The organism is Streptomyces sp. NPDC006296, assembly GCF_040613235.1.
Classification (GTDB): domain Bacteria; phylum Actinomycetota; class Actinomycetes; order Streptomycetales; family Streptomycetaceae; genus Streptomyces.
Genome location: NZ_JBEXRT010000002.1, coordinates 116,935 through 131,330, shown reverse-complemented (window position 1 = coordinate 131,330; position 14,396 = coordinate 116,935). Strand labels below are relative to the sequence as shown.

General features: G+C 70.8%; 13 protein-coding genes. 4 read left to right on the top strand and 9 right to left on the bottom strand.

Features of this window, described 5'->3' with window-relative positions:
- From ABZ172_RS01960 to ABZ172_RS01920, 9 genes are all read right to left on the bottom strand, one after another.
- Positions 1-1,017, bottom strand: coding sequence for an MCE family protein (locus tag ABZ172_RS01960; protein ID WP_356879131.1), 1,017 nt, complete (start codon positions 1,015-1,017; stop codon positions 1-3).
- A complete protein-coding gene (locus ABZ172_RS01955) occupies positions 1,014-2,045 on the bottom strand; it encodes an MCE family protein (protein ID WP_356879129.1) in 1,032 nt (343 codons plus the stop codon). Before ABZ172_RS01955 ends, ABZ172_RS01960 begins: the two co-directional genes overlap by 4 nt.
- Positions 2,042-3,343 (bottom strand): MCE family protein, encoded by a 1,302-nt coding sequence (locus tag ABZ172_RS01950; RefSeq protein ID WP_356879127.1) that lies wholly within the window; start codon positions 3,341-3,343, stop codon positions 2,042-2,044. Before ABZ172_RS01950 ends, ABZ172_RS01955 begins: the two co-directional genes overlap by 4 nt.
- Positions 3,343-4,146, bottom strand: coding sequence for an ABC transporter permease (locus ABZ172_RS01945; RefSeq protein ID WP_356879125.1), 804 nt, complete (start codon positions 4,144-4,146; stop codon positions 3,343-3,345). The genes ABZ172_RS01950 and ABZ172_RS01945 overlap by 1 nt, the downstream gene beginning before the upstream one ends.
- A 3-nt stretch (positions 4,147-4,149) precedes the next feature.
- A complete protein-coding gene (locus ABZ172_RS01940; RefSeq protein ID WP_356879123.1) occupies positions 4,150-4,998 on the bottom strand; it encodes an ABC transporter permease in 849 nt (282 codons plus the stop codon).
- Positions 4,995-5,981: an ATP-binding cassette domain-containing protein gene (locus tag ABZ172_RS01935; protein WP_356879121.1), complete on the bottom strand. Its 987-nt coding sequence runs from the start codon at positions 5,979-5,981 to the stop codon at positions 4,995-4,997. Before ABZ172_RS01935 ends, ABZ172_RS01940 begins: the two co-directional genes overlap by 4 nt.
- 707 nt (positions 5,982-6,688) lie before the next feature.
- Entirely contained in the window at positions 6,689-7,642 is a 954-nt protein-coding gene (locus ABZ172_RS01930) for a hypothetical protein (protein WP_356879119.1), read from the bottom strand.
- 74 nt (positions 7,643-7,716) lie between these two features.
- Positions 7,717-9,237 carry a DUF6801 domain-containing protein gene (locus ABZ172_RS01925; RefSeq protein ID WP_356879117.1) on the bottom strand — a complete coding sequence of 507 codons (1,521 nt, stop codon included), beginning with the start codon at positions 9,235-9,237 and terminating at the stop codon, positions 7,717-7,719.
- 221 nt (positions 9,238-9,458) lie between these two features.
- Complete coding sequence (locus ABZ172_RS01920) at positions 9,459-10,094, bottom strand: hypothetical protein (protein ID WP_356879115.1); 636 nt, start codon at positions 10,092-10,094, stop codon at positions 9,459-9,461.
- Between the two features lie 723 nt (positions 10,095-10,817).
- Between ABZ172_RS01920 and ABZ172_RS01915 the strand changes: the two genes are divergently transcribed.
- The 4 genes from ABZ172_RS01915 (at position 10,818) to ABZ172_RS01900 (ending at position 14,260) form a co-directional block, all read left to right on the top strand.
- Entirely contained in the window at positions 10,818-12,032 is a 1,215-nt protein-coding gene (locus ABZ172_RS01915; protein WP_356879113.1) for a helix-turn-helix domain-containing protein, read from the top strand.
- Between the two features lie 198 nt (positions 12,033-12,230).
- On the top strand, positions 12,231-12,494 hold the full coding sequence (locus tag ABZ172_RS01910) for a hypothetical protein (RefSeq protein ID WP_356879111.1): 264 nt from the start codon (positions 12,231-12,233) through the stop codon (positions 12,492-12,494).
- Between the two features lie 72 nt (positions 12,495-12,566).
- On the top strand, positions 12,567-13,040 hold the full coding sequence (locus tag ABZ172_RS01905; protein ID WP_356879109.1) for an SCP2 sterol-binding domain-containing protein: 474 nt from the start codon (positions 12,567-12,569) through the stop codon (positions 13,038-13,040).
- A 5-nt stretch (positions 13,041-13,045) separates the two neighbouring features.
- Positions 13,046-14,260: an acyl-CoA dehydrogenase family protein gene (locus tag ABZ172_RS01900; RefSeq protein ID WP_356879107.1), complete on the top strand. Its 1,215-nt coding sequence runs from the start codon at positions 13,046-13,048 to the stop codon at positions 14,258-14,260.
- Positions 14,261-14,396 lie beyond the last annotated feature (136 nt).

The window sequence follows — 14,396 nt, the reverse complement described above, 5'->3', positions numbered from 1 at the left end:
TCAGCGGCCCCCCTGCTTCGGCGGCATGCAGTCGTTCGCCGGCGGTGTGTCCCGGGGCAGGTAGCTCTTCGGGACGACTCCGCAGACGTAGTTGTCGAACCACCGCCCGTTGCCGAGGGTGTTGCCGACCAGCCGGTTGTAGGTGCCGGCCATGGAGAGCACCTTGTCGAGGCTCTTGCGGTTCTTCACCAGGACGGTGGTGACCCGTCCCAGCGCGTCGAGGCTGGGTCCCAGCTGCTTGTCGTTGTCGGCGACCAGACCGGTGAGCTGGGTGCCGAGGTCGCGGGTCCCGGTGAGCAGCAGGTGGATGGAGTCGCGGCGGGCCTGGATCTCGCCGAGGAGCAGGTTGCCGTCCTCCAGCAGGGTCTCGAAGCTGCTCTTCTTCGTGGCGAGGGTCCGGGTCAGCTGCTTGCTGCCCCGCAGGAGGGTGGCGAGCTGCGCGTCGCGCGCGGAGACCGTCCTGGACAGGGCGGAGAGACCTTCCGCGGCGCTGCGCACGTCGGGCGGCGAGTCCTTGAAGGTGTCGGAGATGGCCTCGAAGCTCTCGGCGAGCTGCGCCGTGTCGATCTCCTCGATGGTTTCGCCCAGCCCGTCGAACGCCTGGGTGACGTCGTACGGGGAGGTGGTCCGGCGCGAGGTGATGCGGGAGTCCGGGTCCTGCGGCGCGTCGCCGAGCGGGTCGACGGCGAGGTACTTGTCGCCGAGGAGGGTCTTGACGGCGATGCCGACGGTGGAGGAGTCGCCGATCCAGGCGTCCTCGACCCGGAAGTCGACCTTCACCTCGCCGCCGTCGAGCGAGACGCCGGTGACCTCGCCGACCTTCACCCCGGCGATCCGGACCTCGTCGCCGGTGTCCAGTCCGGCGGACTCGGTGAAGTCGGCGCTGTAGACGGTGCCGCCGCCGATGAAGGGCAGGGCGTCGGCCCGGTAGGCGGCCAGGCCGACGAGGGCCAGGACGACGAGTCCGACGACGCCGAGGGCGACGGGGTCGCGTTCCCGTGCGGGCTTGATCCTCATCCCGTGCACCTCGATCCGCCGATCGTGATGCCGGTGGGCGGGGCGCTGCCGTCCTCGGTCGTCACCCCGGTGACCTTCGCCTCGCACAGGTAGAGGTTGAGCCAGGAGCCGTACGAGGTGAGGCGGGTGACGGCCTCCATCTTGGCGGGCGTCCTCCGCAGGAAGTTCTCGATCTGCGGTGCTCCCCGGTCGAGTTCTCCGCTGAGCCGTCCGAGCTGGGCGATGTCCTCCTTCAGGGGCGCGCGGCCGTCCTGGAGGAGGTCCGCGGTGACGGTGGTGAGGGCGCCCATCGCCGTGATCGCGTCGCCGAGCGGCTTGCGGTCGCCGGAGAAGCCGCTGACGAGCTTCTCCAGGGTCACGACGAGTTCGTCGAAGCCCGCCTCGCGGTCGTTGACGGTCTTGAGGACCGTGTTGAGGTTCTTGATCACCTCGCCGATCACCTTGTCCTTGGCCGCGACGGTGCCGGTCAGCGATCCGACGTGGGAGAGGATGCTGTCGACGGTGCCGCCCTCTCCCTGGAGGACCTGCACGAGGGAGCCGGCGAGCTGGTTGACGTCCGGCGGGGAGAGCCCTTCGAAGAGCGGGCGGAAGCCGTTGAAGAGCTGGGTGAGGTCGAGTGCGGGGGTGGTCCGCGACAGCGGGATCGTGCCCCCGGACCGGAACGTCGCCCCCACGGGCCCGGCCCCCTGGCCGAGATCGATGTAGCGCTGGCCGACCATGTTGAGGTATTTGATCGAGGCGGTCACCGAGGCGGGCAGCGTGCGGCCCTTGCGCACGGCGAAGCCGACCTCCGCCTCCCGCCGGTCGGCGACCGCGATGGACTCGACCTGGCCGACCTTGACACCCGCGATCCGGACGCTGTCGCCGACGACCAGTCCGGTGGCGTCGGTGAACCGCGCCTTGTACGGGGTGGTGTCGCCGACGCCGGTGTCGGCGATCGACAGGGCCAGGACGGTGGTGGCCAGCGCGGTCACCACGACGAAGACGAGGGACTTGACGAGCGGTCCCGTGAGGGAGCGGCGCTTCACCTGAGCTTCACCTCCGCACCGCGGAACGCCGGACCGATGAGCACGCTGCTCCAGTCGGGCAGGGACCGCGGCTGGACCTTGAGTGAGGGGGCGACGAGTTCGTTGACGAGCCGGCTCTCCTGGGGGGAGTTCGGCATGCCGAGCGCGCCGTCGGCGGCGGGGGCCCCGGACGTGCCGGGGCCGTCCGCGCCGGGTGCCGGTGCGGCGGCCCGGCGCGCGTCGGCGGTCGGGGCGGTCCTGCCGGTGTAGGGCACCGCGTAGCAGCGCGGGCCGCCGGTCGCGTCGTAGACCGGGGTGTCCCGGCCGGCGACGTATCGGCCCCTGGACTCCACCGCCTTGACGGAGACGTGCAGCCCCGGGGTGTCGGTGCCCTTGCCGAGCGCCTTGTCCATGGCGGGCACGAATCCGGCCAGGGTGCGCAGGGTGCAGGGGAAGGCGTCGGAGTACTCCGCGAGGAGTTCCAGGGTGGGGCGGCCGGAGGCGGAGAGACGGATGAGGTTGTCCTTGTTCTTCCGCAGGAAGGCGGTGACGTCGTTGGCGGAGGCGGTGGTGGACCCGTACAGGTCGGCGAGCTCCGCCTGCTGTTCGGCGATCGTGCCGCTGGTGGTGGTGAAGTCGGTGAGCGCGTCCAGGACGTCCGGCGCGGCGTCGGCGTAGAGGTGGCTGACCTTCACGAGTTCCTTGATGTCCGCGTTGAGCGTGGGGAGTTGCGGGTTGAACTCCTTGAGGTGGGCGTCGAGGGTGACCAGGGTGTCGCCGAGCTTGTCGCCGCGTCCCTCGAGTGCTTGGGACACCGCGCCGAGGGTGGCGGCGAGCTTCTCCGGCTTGACCGCGGTCAGCATCGGCAGGACGTTGTCGAGGACCTCCTCCAGCTCGATGGCGTTGCTGGAGCGGTCCTGCGGGATCACCGCGCCGGCCCGGAGCGTCTCGGCGGAGGGGACGGCGGGCGGCACGAGGGCGACGAAGCGTTCGCCGAAGAGGGTGGTGGGCAGCATCTGCGCGGTGACGTCGGCCGGGATCCGGTCCATCCGGTCCGGCCGGATGGCGAGGGTGAGCCTCGCCCCGTCGCCGTCGGCCTCGATGCGGCGGACCTCGCCGATCACGACGCCGCGCAGCTTGACCTCGGCGTTGTCGTGCATCTCGTTGCCGACGCTCCCGGTGCGCACGGTCACGGTGGCGTCGTCGGTGAAGTCCTTCTCGTACACCGCGACCGAGAGCCGCACGAGGACCACGGGCACGAGCAGGAAGGCCGTGCCGGCGAGTCTGCGGCGCACCGTCCGCGCCGTGGTGGAGGACATCAGCCGGCCACCTTCACCGTCGTGGTCGCGCCCCAGATGGCGAGCGAGAGGAAGAAGTCGGTGACGCTGATGAGCACGATGGCGTTGCGCACCGACCGGCCCACGGCCACCCCCACCCCGGCGGGTCCGCCGGACGCGTGGAAGCCGTAGTAGCAGTGGGCGAGGATCACCAGCACGCTGAAGATCAGCACCTTGAGCACCGACAGCAGCACGTCGTCCGGGGAGAGGAAGAGGTTGAAGTAGTGGTCGTAGGTGCCCGCCGACTGTCCGTTGAACAGCACGGTGATGGAGCGGGACGCCAGGTAGGAGGAGAGCAGCCCGATCGCGTACAGCGGGACGATGGCGACCACGCCGGCGATGATCCGCGTGGTGACGAGGTAGGGCAGGGAGCGCACGCCCATCGCTTCGAGGGCGTCGACCTCCTCGTTGATCCGCATCGCGCCGAGCTGGGCGGTGAAGCCCGCGCCCACGGTCGCGGAGAGGGCGAGCCCGGCGACGAGCGGGGCGATCTCCCGGGTGTTGAAGTAGGCGGAGATGAAGCCGGTGAAGGCGGAGGTCCCGATCTGGTCGAGGGCGGCGTAGCCCTGGAGGCCGACGACCGAACCGGTGGCGAGGGTCATCGCGATCATCACGCCGATGGTCCCGCCGACGACCCCGAGGCCGCCGCTGCCGAAGGCGACCTCGGCGAGCAGCCTCTGGACCTCCTTCAGGTAGCGGTGCAGGGTCCGGGGGATCCAGACGAGGGCCCGTACGTAGAAGGTGAGTTGTTCTCCCGAGCGGTCGAGCCGGTCGAGCAGGGACATCGCTCAGCCCCCCTTCGGGGGGACGATCTGGAGGTAGATCGCCGTGAGGACCATGTTCACCGCGAACAGGAGCATGAAGGTGATGACGACGGACTGGTTGACCGCGTCGCCGACGCCCTTGGGGCCGCCCCGGGGGTTGAGTCCCCGGTAGGCAGCGACGATCCCCGCGATGAAGCCGAAGATCAGCGCCTTGAGTTCGCCGACGTAGAGGTCGGGGAGCTGGGCGAGGGCGGAGAAGCTGGCGAGGTAGGCGCCGGGCGTCCCGCCCTGCATGATCACGTTGAAGAAGTAGCCGCCGAGCGTGCCGACGACCGAGACCAGTCCGTTGAGCAGGACGGCGACGAGCATGGTGGCCAGCACCCGTGGAACGACGAGGCGCTGGACGGGTGAGACGCCCATGACCTCCATGGCGTCGAGTTCCTCGCGGATGGTGCGGGAGCCCAGGTCGGCGCAGATCGCGGACCCGGCGGCCCCGGCGATGAGCAGCGCCACGATGAGCGGGCTGGCCTGCTGGATGACGGCGAGGACGCTGGCGCCGCCGGTGAAGGACTGCGCGCCGAGCTGCTCGGTGAGCGAGCCGACCTGGAGGGCGATGACCGCGCCGAACGGGATGGAGACGAGCGCCGCGGGCAGGATGGTCACGCTGGCGACGAACCAGAACTGCTCGACGAACTCCCGTACCTGGAAGGGCCGGCGGAAGACGGCGCGGGCCACCGCCAGGGCGAGTGCGAACAGCCGGCCGGTCTGCCGGAGGGGTGCGAGGAGCCGCGAGGGCGGCTTCCGCCCCGGTGTGCGGGGGGCCGCCTTGCCGGCGGATTCCGCCGGTGGCCGCACGGGCAGTGGTGCCGTCATCGGCGCCCACCGCCCAGGGTCGGCGTGTAGCTGTCCATGATGGCGGTGCGGGCGGCCTCCGGCAGCCCGCCCATCATGGACACGACCCGCTCCCGGCGGCGCAGGGCCGCCTGCCGCACGGGCATGCCCGGCGAGGGCTCCAGCTGCGGGACGACGGTGCGCGGGCCGGTCCGGTCCTGGCCGTCGCCGTTGGTCCGTTCCGCGGCGAGGGTGGCCGCGTCCTTCTCCTCCGACATCCCGATGGGGCCCTCGCGGCGTCCGGCGAGGAACTGCGAGACCACGGGCATGTCGCTGGTGAGCAGGACTTCCCGGGGGCCGAAGGTGACGAGGTTGCGGCAGAAGAGCATGCCCATGTTGTCGGGGACGGTGGCCGCGATGTCGAGGTTGTGGGTGACGATGAGCATCGTCGCGTCGATCTGCGCGTTGAGGTCGATGAGGAGCTGCGACAGGTAGGCGGTGCGTACCGGGTCGAGCCCGGAGTCGGGCTCGTCGCAGAGGATGATCTGCGGGTCCAGGACGAGGGCGCGGGCCAGGCCCGCGCGTTTGCGCATCCCGCCGGATATCTCGCCCGGCAGTTTTCCCTCGGCGCCGAGGAGACCGACGATGTCGATGCGCTCCATGACGATGCGCCGGATCTCGGACTCCTTCTTGCGGGTGTGCTCGCGCAGCGGGAACGCGATGTTGTCGAAGAGCGACATGGAGCCGAAGAGGGCGCCGTCCTGGAACATGAGGCCGAAGAGTTTCCGGGTCTCCATGATGTCCCGCTCGGGGCTGTTCACCATGTCGACGCCGTTGATGAGGACGCGGCCCTCTTCCGGTTTCAGGAGTCCGATGATGGATTTCAGGAACACGGTCTTCCCGGTGCCGGAAGGACCGAGCATGACGCTCACCTCACCGGCCGGCAGGGTGAGGCTGACGTCCTGCCAGATGTTCTGCTTGCCGAAGGATTTCGTCAGGCCTTCGACGACTACTTCGATTCCCATCGGACCTCCCTCGGAGTGGTGGTGAACGACGTCATCTGTGCGCTCCGGCTCCGGTACCTGCAAGGACGGCTCGTCGTCCGTGCACCGGGAGGCGCACGGTAGGTCCGTCGAATCCGCCGGGACAAGCCGTCGAACAGCGGGAATCGCCGGAGATCGGTCTCCTTCCGGATCACTTGTCACCGAATGACAAACCCACTCGGCGGCTTTGTGTACATCTGCGCACGTACGCCTGGTGCACCGGATTCACGCGGTCCGGAAGGACGGTGCCGCGAGACTCCGGCGGACGGAAGTGCTCCGCCCCGGAGGGAGGTCCGGGGGTGCGGAGCGACTTCCACGGGAATCCCGGCCCGAGAGGGCGCGACCGGGACTCCGCATTCGTCGAACGAGCAGGTACGGACGTGTTTCCGAGCGGCTCAAGCGGGACGCTACGGGCCGGTAACCTCAGTCCGCAATAGCGCTTCACGAACTTTCTCCGAGGCGATTGCCGGGCGCCTTTTTCTTGTGATCCGGTGAGTGTTCGTGATCTCAAACCTGTCGAAAAGTGAGGGCTCGCGGACCGGAACGCCGGCCTTCGCGACGGCCTCCGGGCACGCCGAAGCCCGCCCCGACCAGGGTTCATCCGGTCGGGGCGGGCTCATGGGCGGCCGAGGGGGCGTCGCGCACCGGATGACAAGAACCGGCTGCGGTCCCGGGCCCCGGCGCCGCGGCTACTTCACCGCGGAGTGCCAGCTGTCGGCGAGCTGCTTGCCGGCGTGGGGCACCGCGAGACCGGGGGCCGTGAGACCGGCCGTGTAGGTCTTGGTGTCGTTCAGGACGAGGTTGTTCGTCCCGGCCGCGGCGGGCAGTCCGACCTTGAGGTCGATCGCCCAGCTGAGGGCGCCGGCCAGACCGCAGCCGCTCGCCTTCGGCACGGAGAACGCGCTGTCGCCCTGGGCCGCTCCGGACAGGGCGATCTGGATCAGCGAGCCCTCGTCCGGGTTCGCCGAGCCGTCACCGTTGAACCGGGCGGCGGAGAAGCCGGGGGCGCTGAGGTTGCCGGGGCGCAGGACCACCGGGGTGCTGGTGCTGCCGAGGTAGCAGTTGGAGCCGAGCAGCGGGTTCTCCAGGCGGATCCTGACGGGCAGCTTGACGATCGGCCCGGAGGAGATGCCGGCGACCAGGCTGAACTCGGTGGGCGTGCCCGCCGACTCGACCGTGGCGGTCACCTTGTTCAGGGTGGCGTCGGTGATCTGCCCGCACACGGCGGAGACCACGGGCACGTTGCTCGGGCACATGAGGCCCAGCAGACCGCCGGGGATGGTGGTCTTCCCGCTGACCAGGGATCCGGCCGCCGGCGGGACGACCGTGTAGGTCCCCTCCGCGGGGTGCTGGACGACACCGAACTGCAGGTTGGTGGACCCGGTCGTCGCCGTGGTGTTGCCCAGCTTGATGGTCCCGTTGGGCGAGGTGGAGGTGACGCACAGCGGGACGTCGACGTCGCCGTCCGTCGCCAGCATGGCCGGGGCGTCCACCGGGCAGCGGTCGAACGGGGCCCAGGCCCCGTTCAGCTGGGCGGCGGCCGTGGCCGCGCCCGCCGGGGTGGCGGTCAGGGGTACGACCAGTGCGGCGGACGCGGCGACGGCGCCGGCGGCCTTGGTCCAGGTCTTCGGAACGGTTCTCATGGTTCCCTCACTTCGTCAGCGGCTCGCGGGAGGTGCGGTGGTCGGTGCGATCGGTTCGGGCAGGGCGTTCCGGGTCAGCGGACCGCGACGGGCACGTCGACCGGCTCGTAGGCGTCCGTGCAGACGGACCCTTCGGAGCCCGGCACGTGCTGCTGGGCCGCGCACGGGGCTCCCTGCACCTGTTTGACGTGTCCGGGCACGCCGGACAGCGACGCGGTGAAGAGGCTGTCGAGGTCCTCGCCGCCCGTCCCGCACCCGTTGAACGGAGGGAGGGTCACCGATCCCGTCAGGACGCCGCCCGTCGCCAGGGTGTAGCCGGTCGTGACTCCGTCCTTCGCCGTCATCCGTCCTTCCAGGGAGAGCGTGAAGGGCTTGCTGGTCCGGCAGTCGTCCCCCACGTCCAGGGGCACGCCGTTCACCTCGACGTCGCGGAGGCGGAGCATGAGGTCGAGGTCGATGGTCGTCACGCCCGTGTTGCTGAAGTCGGACCAGTCGACCACCAGATGCGACTTCACGTTGTAGTCCGGGGTCCCCTCGGCGTCGGTGCCCGGGGGGACCTGTGTCATCTCCAGGGTCGCCGTGGTCGGCATGAACCCGAAGGTCAGGAAGGTGCCCGAGGCGGGCGGCAGCCGGGGCTCGCCCCGGTAGTCCAGCAGGACGGTGGAGTCCTGGTAGATGTGCGTGAACCCCGGCTCGGAGAGGTCGACGCGGGTCGGCCCCTGCGCGATCTGGGTGCAGGCCGGGGGGAACTTCGTCGCCCCGTCGAGCTTCGTCACGTTGGCGTAGCCGGCCACATAGGCGTTCAGGTTGAGATCGTCGTTCACGTCGCCGACGCACGGAGGGGCGTCGGCGGCGGGCTGCTCCGCCCTGGCGCCCACCTCGGGCGCCGTCCCGCCGTCCGCCTTCCCCCGGCCGGCGGGAGCGGTCGCGGACGGGGCGGAGGCGGACGCGCCGTCACCGTCTTCTCCGCCCTCACCGCCCTCACCGCCCTCGCCGCTGACGGCGATGCCGGCCAGGCGGGTCTCCTGGCCGGGGTCGACGGAGCACTCCAGGGAGACGGCCGGTGGTTCCGCGGGGGTCCCCCCGGCGGTCCGCAGGGTGAGTTCCAGCGACAGCGCTCCGGCGTCGAAGCCCAGGTCCCCGGATCCCCCGGGCTTGACGTACGGGACGGTGCCCGAGGTGGTCAGCGGCAGGTCCCCCTCCTCCGGGACCGGCACGGACCCGGCGGTCGTGCCGATCCACTCCACCGGGGCGTGCTGGTCCCGCTGGGACACCTCGACGGCCAGGGTCGCCTCCGCGCTCACGCTCGCCGCCGTGGAACCGTCCGGCACGGGGATCGCGCCCTCGGGCAGGGTCGTCTCCAGGGCGACGCCCTCGGGCTGGACCGCCTCTCCGGGCCGGGCCGACTCGGGCAGCTCCCCGGTGATCCTGACCGTCACCGGCTGCTCGCCCTCGGGCAGTTCGCAGGTGTAGGCCAGCTCCAGGTCGATCTCCTGCACACCGGACACGGCCTGCGCACCGGGGACCATGCCTCCCAGCAGCACGGCGGCGGCCGCCGCGGCCCCGCGCACCGTGCGCCTGCGCACTCCTGTCATACGACTGACCTCCCGGTCGGTGGTCCCCTTCGGACGGACGTGCCTGGAGCGCCGGGCCCCTGTGCGCGGGGACCGGGCTGCGACGGACCGGGGAACGCGCCCGGCGGGCGGCCCGGCGCGGACCCGTCCCCGGGGGACGCCCGGCGCCGCCCCGGGACGCGGGACCGTACGGCGGCGCCGCCGTACGGTCCCGCGTCACCCCCTGCCGGCGTGCGGCCGGATCAGGGGGTGTAGACGATGGTCGGCTTGGTGCTGCCGCCGCTCGGGGTGACCGCGTTGTAGTTGGCGGTGTAGGTCGGGTTGTTGCCCACCGCGGCGATGCCCGCGCAGCCCGAGGTGACGGTGGCGACGGTCAGCTTGTAGGTGGCGTTGTTGCTGACCGCGAGCACCCCGGTGGAGTTGGTGTAGGTGGCGGCGACGTTCCCCGTCACGGTGAAGGTGCAGGTGAGGACCTTCAGGGTGGCCTTGACCCCGGAGATGTACCCGCTGGTGACGCCGGAGCTGTAGGTGTTCGCGTTCAGCTTCCACGAGGTGGAGGTGTCGGCGGTCGGGGTCACCGGGCCGAACGGGCTGGTGCAGCCGCTCCAGGTCAGTGGAGCGATGGTGCCGACCTGCACGTTGGTCGTGCCGGAGGCGGTGGCCAGGTTGCCCGACGCCGCCGAGGACGTACACGTCATCGGAACGCCGTTGAGGACCAGGGTGACGGTGCCGGAGCTCGCCGAGAACGTCTCCGGGGAGCTGGGGCCGACCGTCCACGTCGGGGCGGCGACCCCTGCGGAGGCGGTGGTGGCCCCGAAGGTGACAGCGGCCGCGGCGGCACCGGCCGCCAGGGCGATCTTCCTGAGAGAGTTGCGCACAGTGAGTTCCTCCGATTCGGCAGTGCGGATGCACTGATGCGGGGAAGGCACTCGCATTCCTGCAAAGACGCAGGGAGTGCCGCGAAGAATCGTGTTGCGTGGGGGCCGTGCTGCTCTTTCAGCCACACACGTTCTGTGACAGGGCGTGACGTTACTTGCGGGAAACTTTGAGCACAATGGCGGCGGTCAAGATTGGTGACGCGAGTTCGATTACTCGTCCGCACGTCACTAATTCCCCTGCCGCACTTGTCACTTGGTGCGCAGAATTCGAGGCTCGACCGGGGTCCCACCTGGATCTTCACGCCCCCGGGAGGGGCTCGACGGCATTTCGACGAGGGCCTTCGAAGGGGCCTCGGGAGTCCTCCCGGAACGCGTCTCCCGCCGGAGTCTCCGGCCGCGGGCCCGGAGCGCCTCGCACCGCGGCGGGCGGACCCGGGGAAAAACGCGCGAGCCGGCGCCGCTCGGCAGCGTTTATGCGCCGGAGTGCGCCGAGACGGCCGAAAACATTGTCCGGAAGTGAGCAGTTACCGTGCCACCTGCACCGGAACCCCATGACGCACCCACGATGTGTGCCTCCTGCGCCTCGATCTCGCCCAAGCGGTGTGCACCCTGCCCGACTTGGTCTATCTTCGGCGCCGATGTTGGTATACACCTGTCGGTCCGTGGGAGCGCTTTCTCCGATCGCCCCACCCGCACCGGGCACCGTTGAGCGAGGGGACGGTCATGCCGAGACTCATCCAGCCGCTGGACACCGGCGATCCGCTGGGGCCCCTCCCCCAGGAGTTCGCCGCGATCATGCGACCCGAACTTCCTTCCCTGATCAAGGAGATAGGCGTCGAGGTCACCCGGGCGTATCCGGAGTACGCGCGTCTGCTCGGCGGACCCGACGGCCAGGCGATCCAGGTGGGCGTGGAGCAGAGCCTGGCGGCGTTCGTCGACCTGGTCGCGGAGCCCGCATCCGCCACTCCCCTGCGCGACGACATCTGCCGGCGGTTCGGGCGCTTCGAGGCCTATGAGGGCCGGACGATGGAGACGCTCCAGGGCGCCTACCGGCTGGGCGCCCGGGTCGCCCTGCGCCGGGCGAAGAAGGTCGGCCGGCGGTACAACTTCTCGCCGTCCCTGATGCTGAGCTTCGCCGACGCGCTCTTCGCCTACGTGGACGAGCTCGAAGCCCTCTCGCGCGAGGGCTTCCTGGAGGTGCAGTCCCGGTCCGGCGAGCAGAGCGAGACCATGCGCCGGCAGTTGCTCCACCTGGTCCTGGCCGGCCGCCCGGTCCCGCGCAGCGCCATCGCCGAACTCTGCGAGCAGACCGGGTGGACGCTGCCCGAGCAGGTCACCCTCGTCGCCGTGCGCGCACCGGCCGGCCTCGATCGGATCAGCGCGGACCACGACGTGCTGATCGACCCCGGCGACCCGCAGCCGCACCTGCTGGTCCCCGGGCCGGTGGACGAGGCACGCAGGGAGATGCTCGACCGGACGGTCCCCGGGGGCGGCGCGGCCATCGGACTGACCGTGCCGACCGCCCGCGCCTCGGACTCCATCCGCTGGGCCCGCCGCGTCCTCGAACTGGCCGACACCGGGGTGATCGAGAACGCGCCCTTCCTCCGCTGCGAGGACCACCTCATCACCCTGTGGCTGCTCTCCGACACCGCCCTGCTCGATCAGCTCGCCACCCGTGAGCTCGCACCCGTCTCCGGTATCAGCAGCACACGCCGGGAGCGGCTGATCGAGACCCTGCGGATCTGGCTCGACACCCGGGGCACCGCCGCGCAGATGGGCGAACTGCTGGATGTGCACCCCCAGACCGTCCGCTACCGGATGCGCAGCCTGGAGGCCATCTTCGGCGAGCAGTTGACCGACCCCGAGAGCCGCTTCTCCACCGAAGCCGTGCTGCGCGCCATGCAGTTACGGGCCCGCAGCGGCCATTCCCTCAACTGAGGGCTCATCACATCCCGCCCACAGAATCAACTTACCGCCAGGTAACGCGAAATAGACGGTCAGTCCCCGACGGTTGCGACACGGAGACGTTCTCAACGAGAAACCAGGAACTGCGTCCCGTTACATGAGGAGGAGCGGGGGCCCGCCGGCCCTCGCGCGACACCGCCTCCTGGCCGGCCAACCGAGAGGGAACACCCCATGACCGCCTCGCACCTCCTCGTCCCCGTGCCGATCCCCGACCGGGTCGCGGCGCTGATCGGCTCCTGCACACCGCAGCACATCCTGCAGGCCGAGTTCGAAGCCGACTGCGCCGCCCGCGAGGTGCGCAGGTTCCGGGGTCCGAGGCTCGGCATCGAGGACCGGGCCGACCGGGAGCAGGCCCTGTCCGAGCTGGCATGGGCCAACAAGGTGCTGTCCGCCCGCCACCCCCATCTCGCGGTGCGCCCGAACGACGCCTGGTGACACTCCTTGCGCCGCGGCGGCGACCGGCTTACCTTACCCAGAAGTAAGTTTACTCTGGAGTAAGGATTTGGCGTGGCCGACAACAGCAGCGGCGACCTCACCGACGAACTGGCCGGGCTCGATCTCGCCGCGGTCTCGCCGGAGGACTTCGCGCGCATCGTGAAGGGGCTGTCCGCCGGACAGCTCGGCGAGGTCATGCGCGGTGACCTGCGCACCCGGGTGCTGAGCGAGGTGTTCGGGCGGATGCGGCAGCAGTTCCGCCCGGAGGCGGCCGGCGGGCTGGAGGCCCTGATCCGCTGGAAGATCACCGGGGAGAGCGAGGAGGTCTACGAGACCTCCATAGCCGACGGGGCCTGCACGGTGAGCGCGGGCCGCTCCGACGCGGAGCCGCGTACGACGCTCGTGATGGCCGACGCCGAGTTCCTCAGGCTGGTCTCCGGCAACGCCAATCCCGTCACGATGTTCATGATGCGCAAGCTGAAGGTGGCCGGGGACGTCGCCCTGGCCTCGGGCCTCACCCGCTACTTCGACATCCCGAAGGCCTGAGGCCCGTGAGCTTCTTCTCCCTCGCCCTGACCGAGGAACAGCAGGACCTGCGGAACTGGGTGCACGGCTTCGCCGCCCAGGTGGTCCGCCCGGCGGCGGCCGAGTGGGACGCCCGGGAGGAGACCCCGTGGCCGGTCATCCAGGAGGCCGCGAAGATCGGTCTGTACGGATTCGAGTCGCTGGCCGACATGTTCGGGGACCCGACCGGGCTGTCCCTCCAGATCGCCAACGAGGAGCTGTTCTGGGGGGACGCCGGGATCGGCATGGCCCTGTTCGGCACCTCCCTCGCGGTGGCCGGGATCTTCGCCTCCGGCACCCCCGACCAGCTCGCCGAGTGGGTCCCGCAGTGCTACGGCGACGAGGACGATCCGAAGGTCGCCGCCTTCTGCGTCTCCGAGCCGCAGGCCGGTTCCGACGTCTCGGCGATGGCCACGCGGGCGCGGTACGACGAGGCCCGGGACGAGTGGGTCCTCTCCGGCCAGAAGGCGTGGATCACCAACGGCGGGATCGCGGAGGTCCATGTGGTGGTGGCCTCGGTCGACCCCGCGCTCGGCGCCCGCGGGCAGGCCGCGTTCATCGTGCCGCCCGGGACCGAGGGGCTGGAGGCGGGCCGCACCGTCAAGAAGCTGGGCCTGCGCGCCTCGCACACCGCCGACGTCTTCCTGGACGGTGTACGCGTCCCGGGCCACTGCCTGCTGGGCGGGAAGGAGAAGCTGGACGCCCGGCTGGCGCGGGCGCGGGAGGGCGGCACCGCGAAGGGGCAGGCGGCCATGGCGACCTTCGAGGTCAGCCGTCCCACGGTGGGCGCGCAGGCGCTGGGCATCGCACGGGCCGCCTACGAGTACGCGCTGGAGTACGCCGGGGAGCGCGAGGCGTTCGGCCGACCGATCATCGAGAACCAGTCGATCGCGTTCGCCCTCGCCGACCTCCGCACGGAGATCGAGGCCGTCCGCCTGCTGATCTGGCAGGCCGCCTGGATGGCCCGCAACGACCGGACCTTCGACGCGGGCCAGGGCTCCATGGCGAAGCTCCGCGCGGGCGAACTGGCCGTCGCGGCGACGGAGAAGGCCGTCCAGATCCTCGGCGGCGCGGGCTACAGCAGGGAGCACCCGGTGGAGCGGATGTACCGGGACGCAAAGATCTACACGATCTTCGAGGGCACCAGCGAGATCCAGCGCCTGGTCATCTCCCGGGCCATCTCGGGGCGCCACATCCGCTGACGCCGCCGCACCGCCCGGTGGACCCCGCGGGATCCGGCGTCGGGGCCGGGCGGGAGAATGCCGGGCGGTGACGGGACCCGGAACAGCTGTGCCGCCCGCGGGGAGGACCACGGGAAGCACGGCGGGGAGGGACCCG

Coding starts and splice junctions, on each gene's coding strand:
- ABZ172_RS01960 (WP_356879131.1), bottom strand. CDS start 1,017: ATGAGGATCAAGCCCGCACGGGAACGCGACCCCGTCGCCCTCGGCGTC.
- ABZ172_RS01950 (WP_356879127.1), bottom strand. CDS start 3,343: ATGTCCTCCACCACGGCGCGGACGGTGCGCCGCAGACTCGCCGGCACG.
- ABZ172_RS01945 (WP_356879125.1), bottom strand. CDS start 4,146: ATGTCCCTGCTCGACCGGCTCGACCGCTCGGGAGAACAACTCACCTTC.
- ABZ172_RS01940 (WP_356879123.1), bottom strand. CDS start 4,998: ATGACGGCACCACTGCCCGTGCGGCCACCGGCGGAATCCGCCGGCAAG.
- ABZ172_RS01935 (WP_356879121.1), bottom strand. CDS start 5,981: ATGGGAATCGAAGTAGTCGTCGAAGGCCTGACGAAATCCTTCGGCAAG.
- ABZ172_RS01930 (WP_356879119.1), bottom strand. CDS start 7,642: ATGAGAACCGTTCCGAAGACCTGGACCAAGGCCGCCGGCGCCGTCGCC.
- ABZ172_RS01925 (WP_356879117.1), bottom strand. CDS start 9,237: ATGACAGGAGTGCGCAGGCGCACGGTGCGCGGGGCCGCGGCGGCCGCC.
- ABZ172_RS01915 (WP_356879113.1), top strand. CDS start 10,818: ATGCCGAGACTCATCCAGCCGCTGGACACCGGCGATCCGCTGGGGCCC.
- ABZ172_RS01910 (WP_356879111.1), top strand. CDS start 12,231: ATGACCGCCTCGCACCTCCTCGTCCCCGTGCCGATCCCCGACCGGGTC.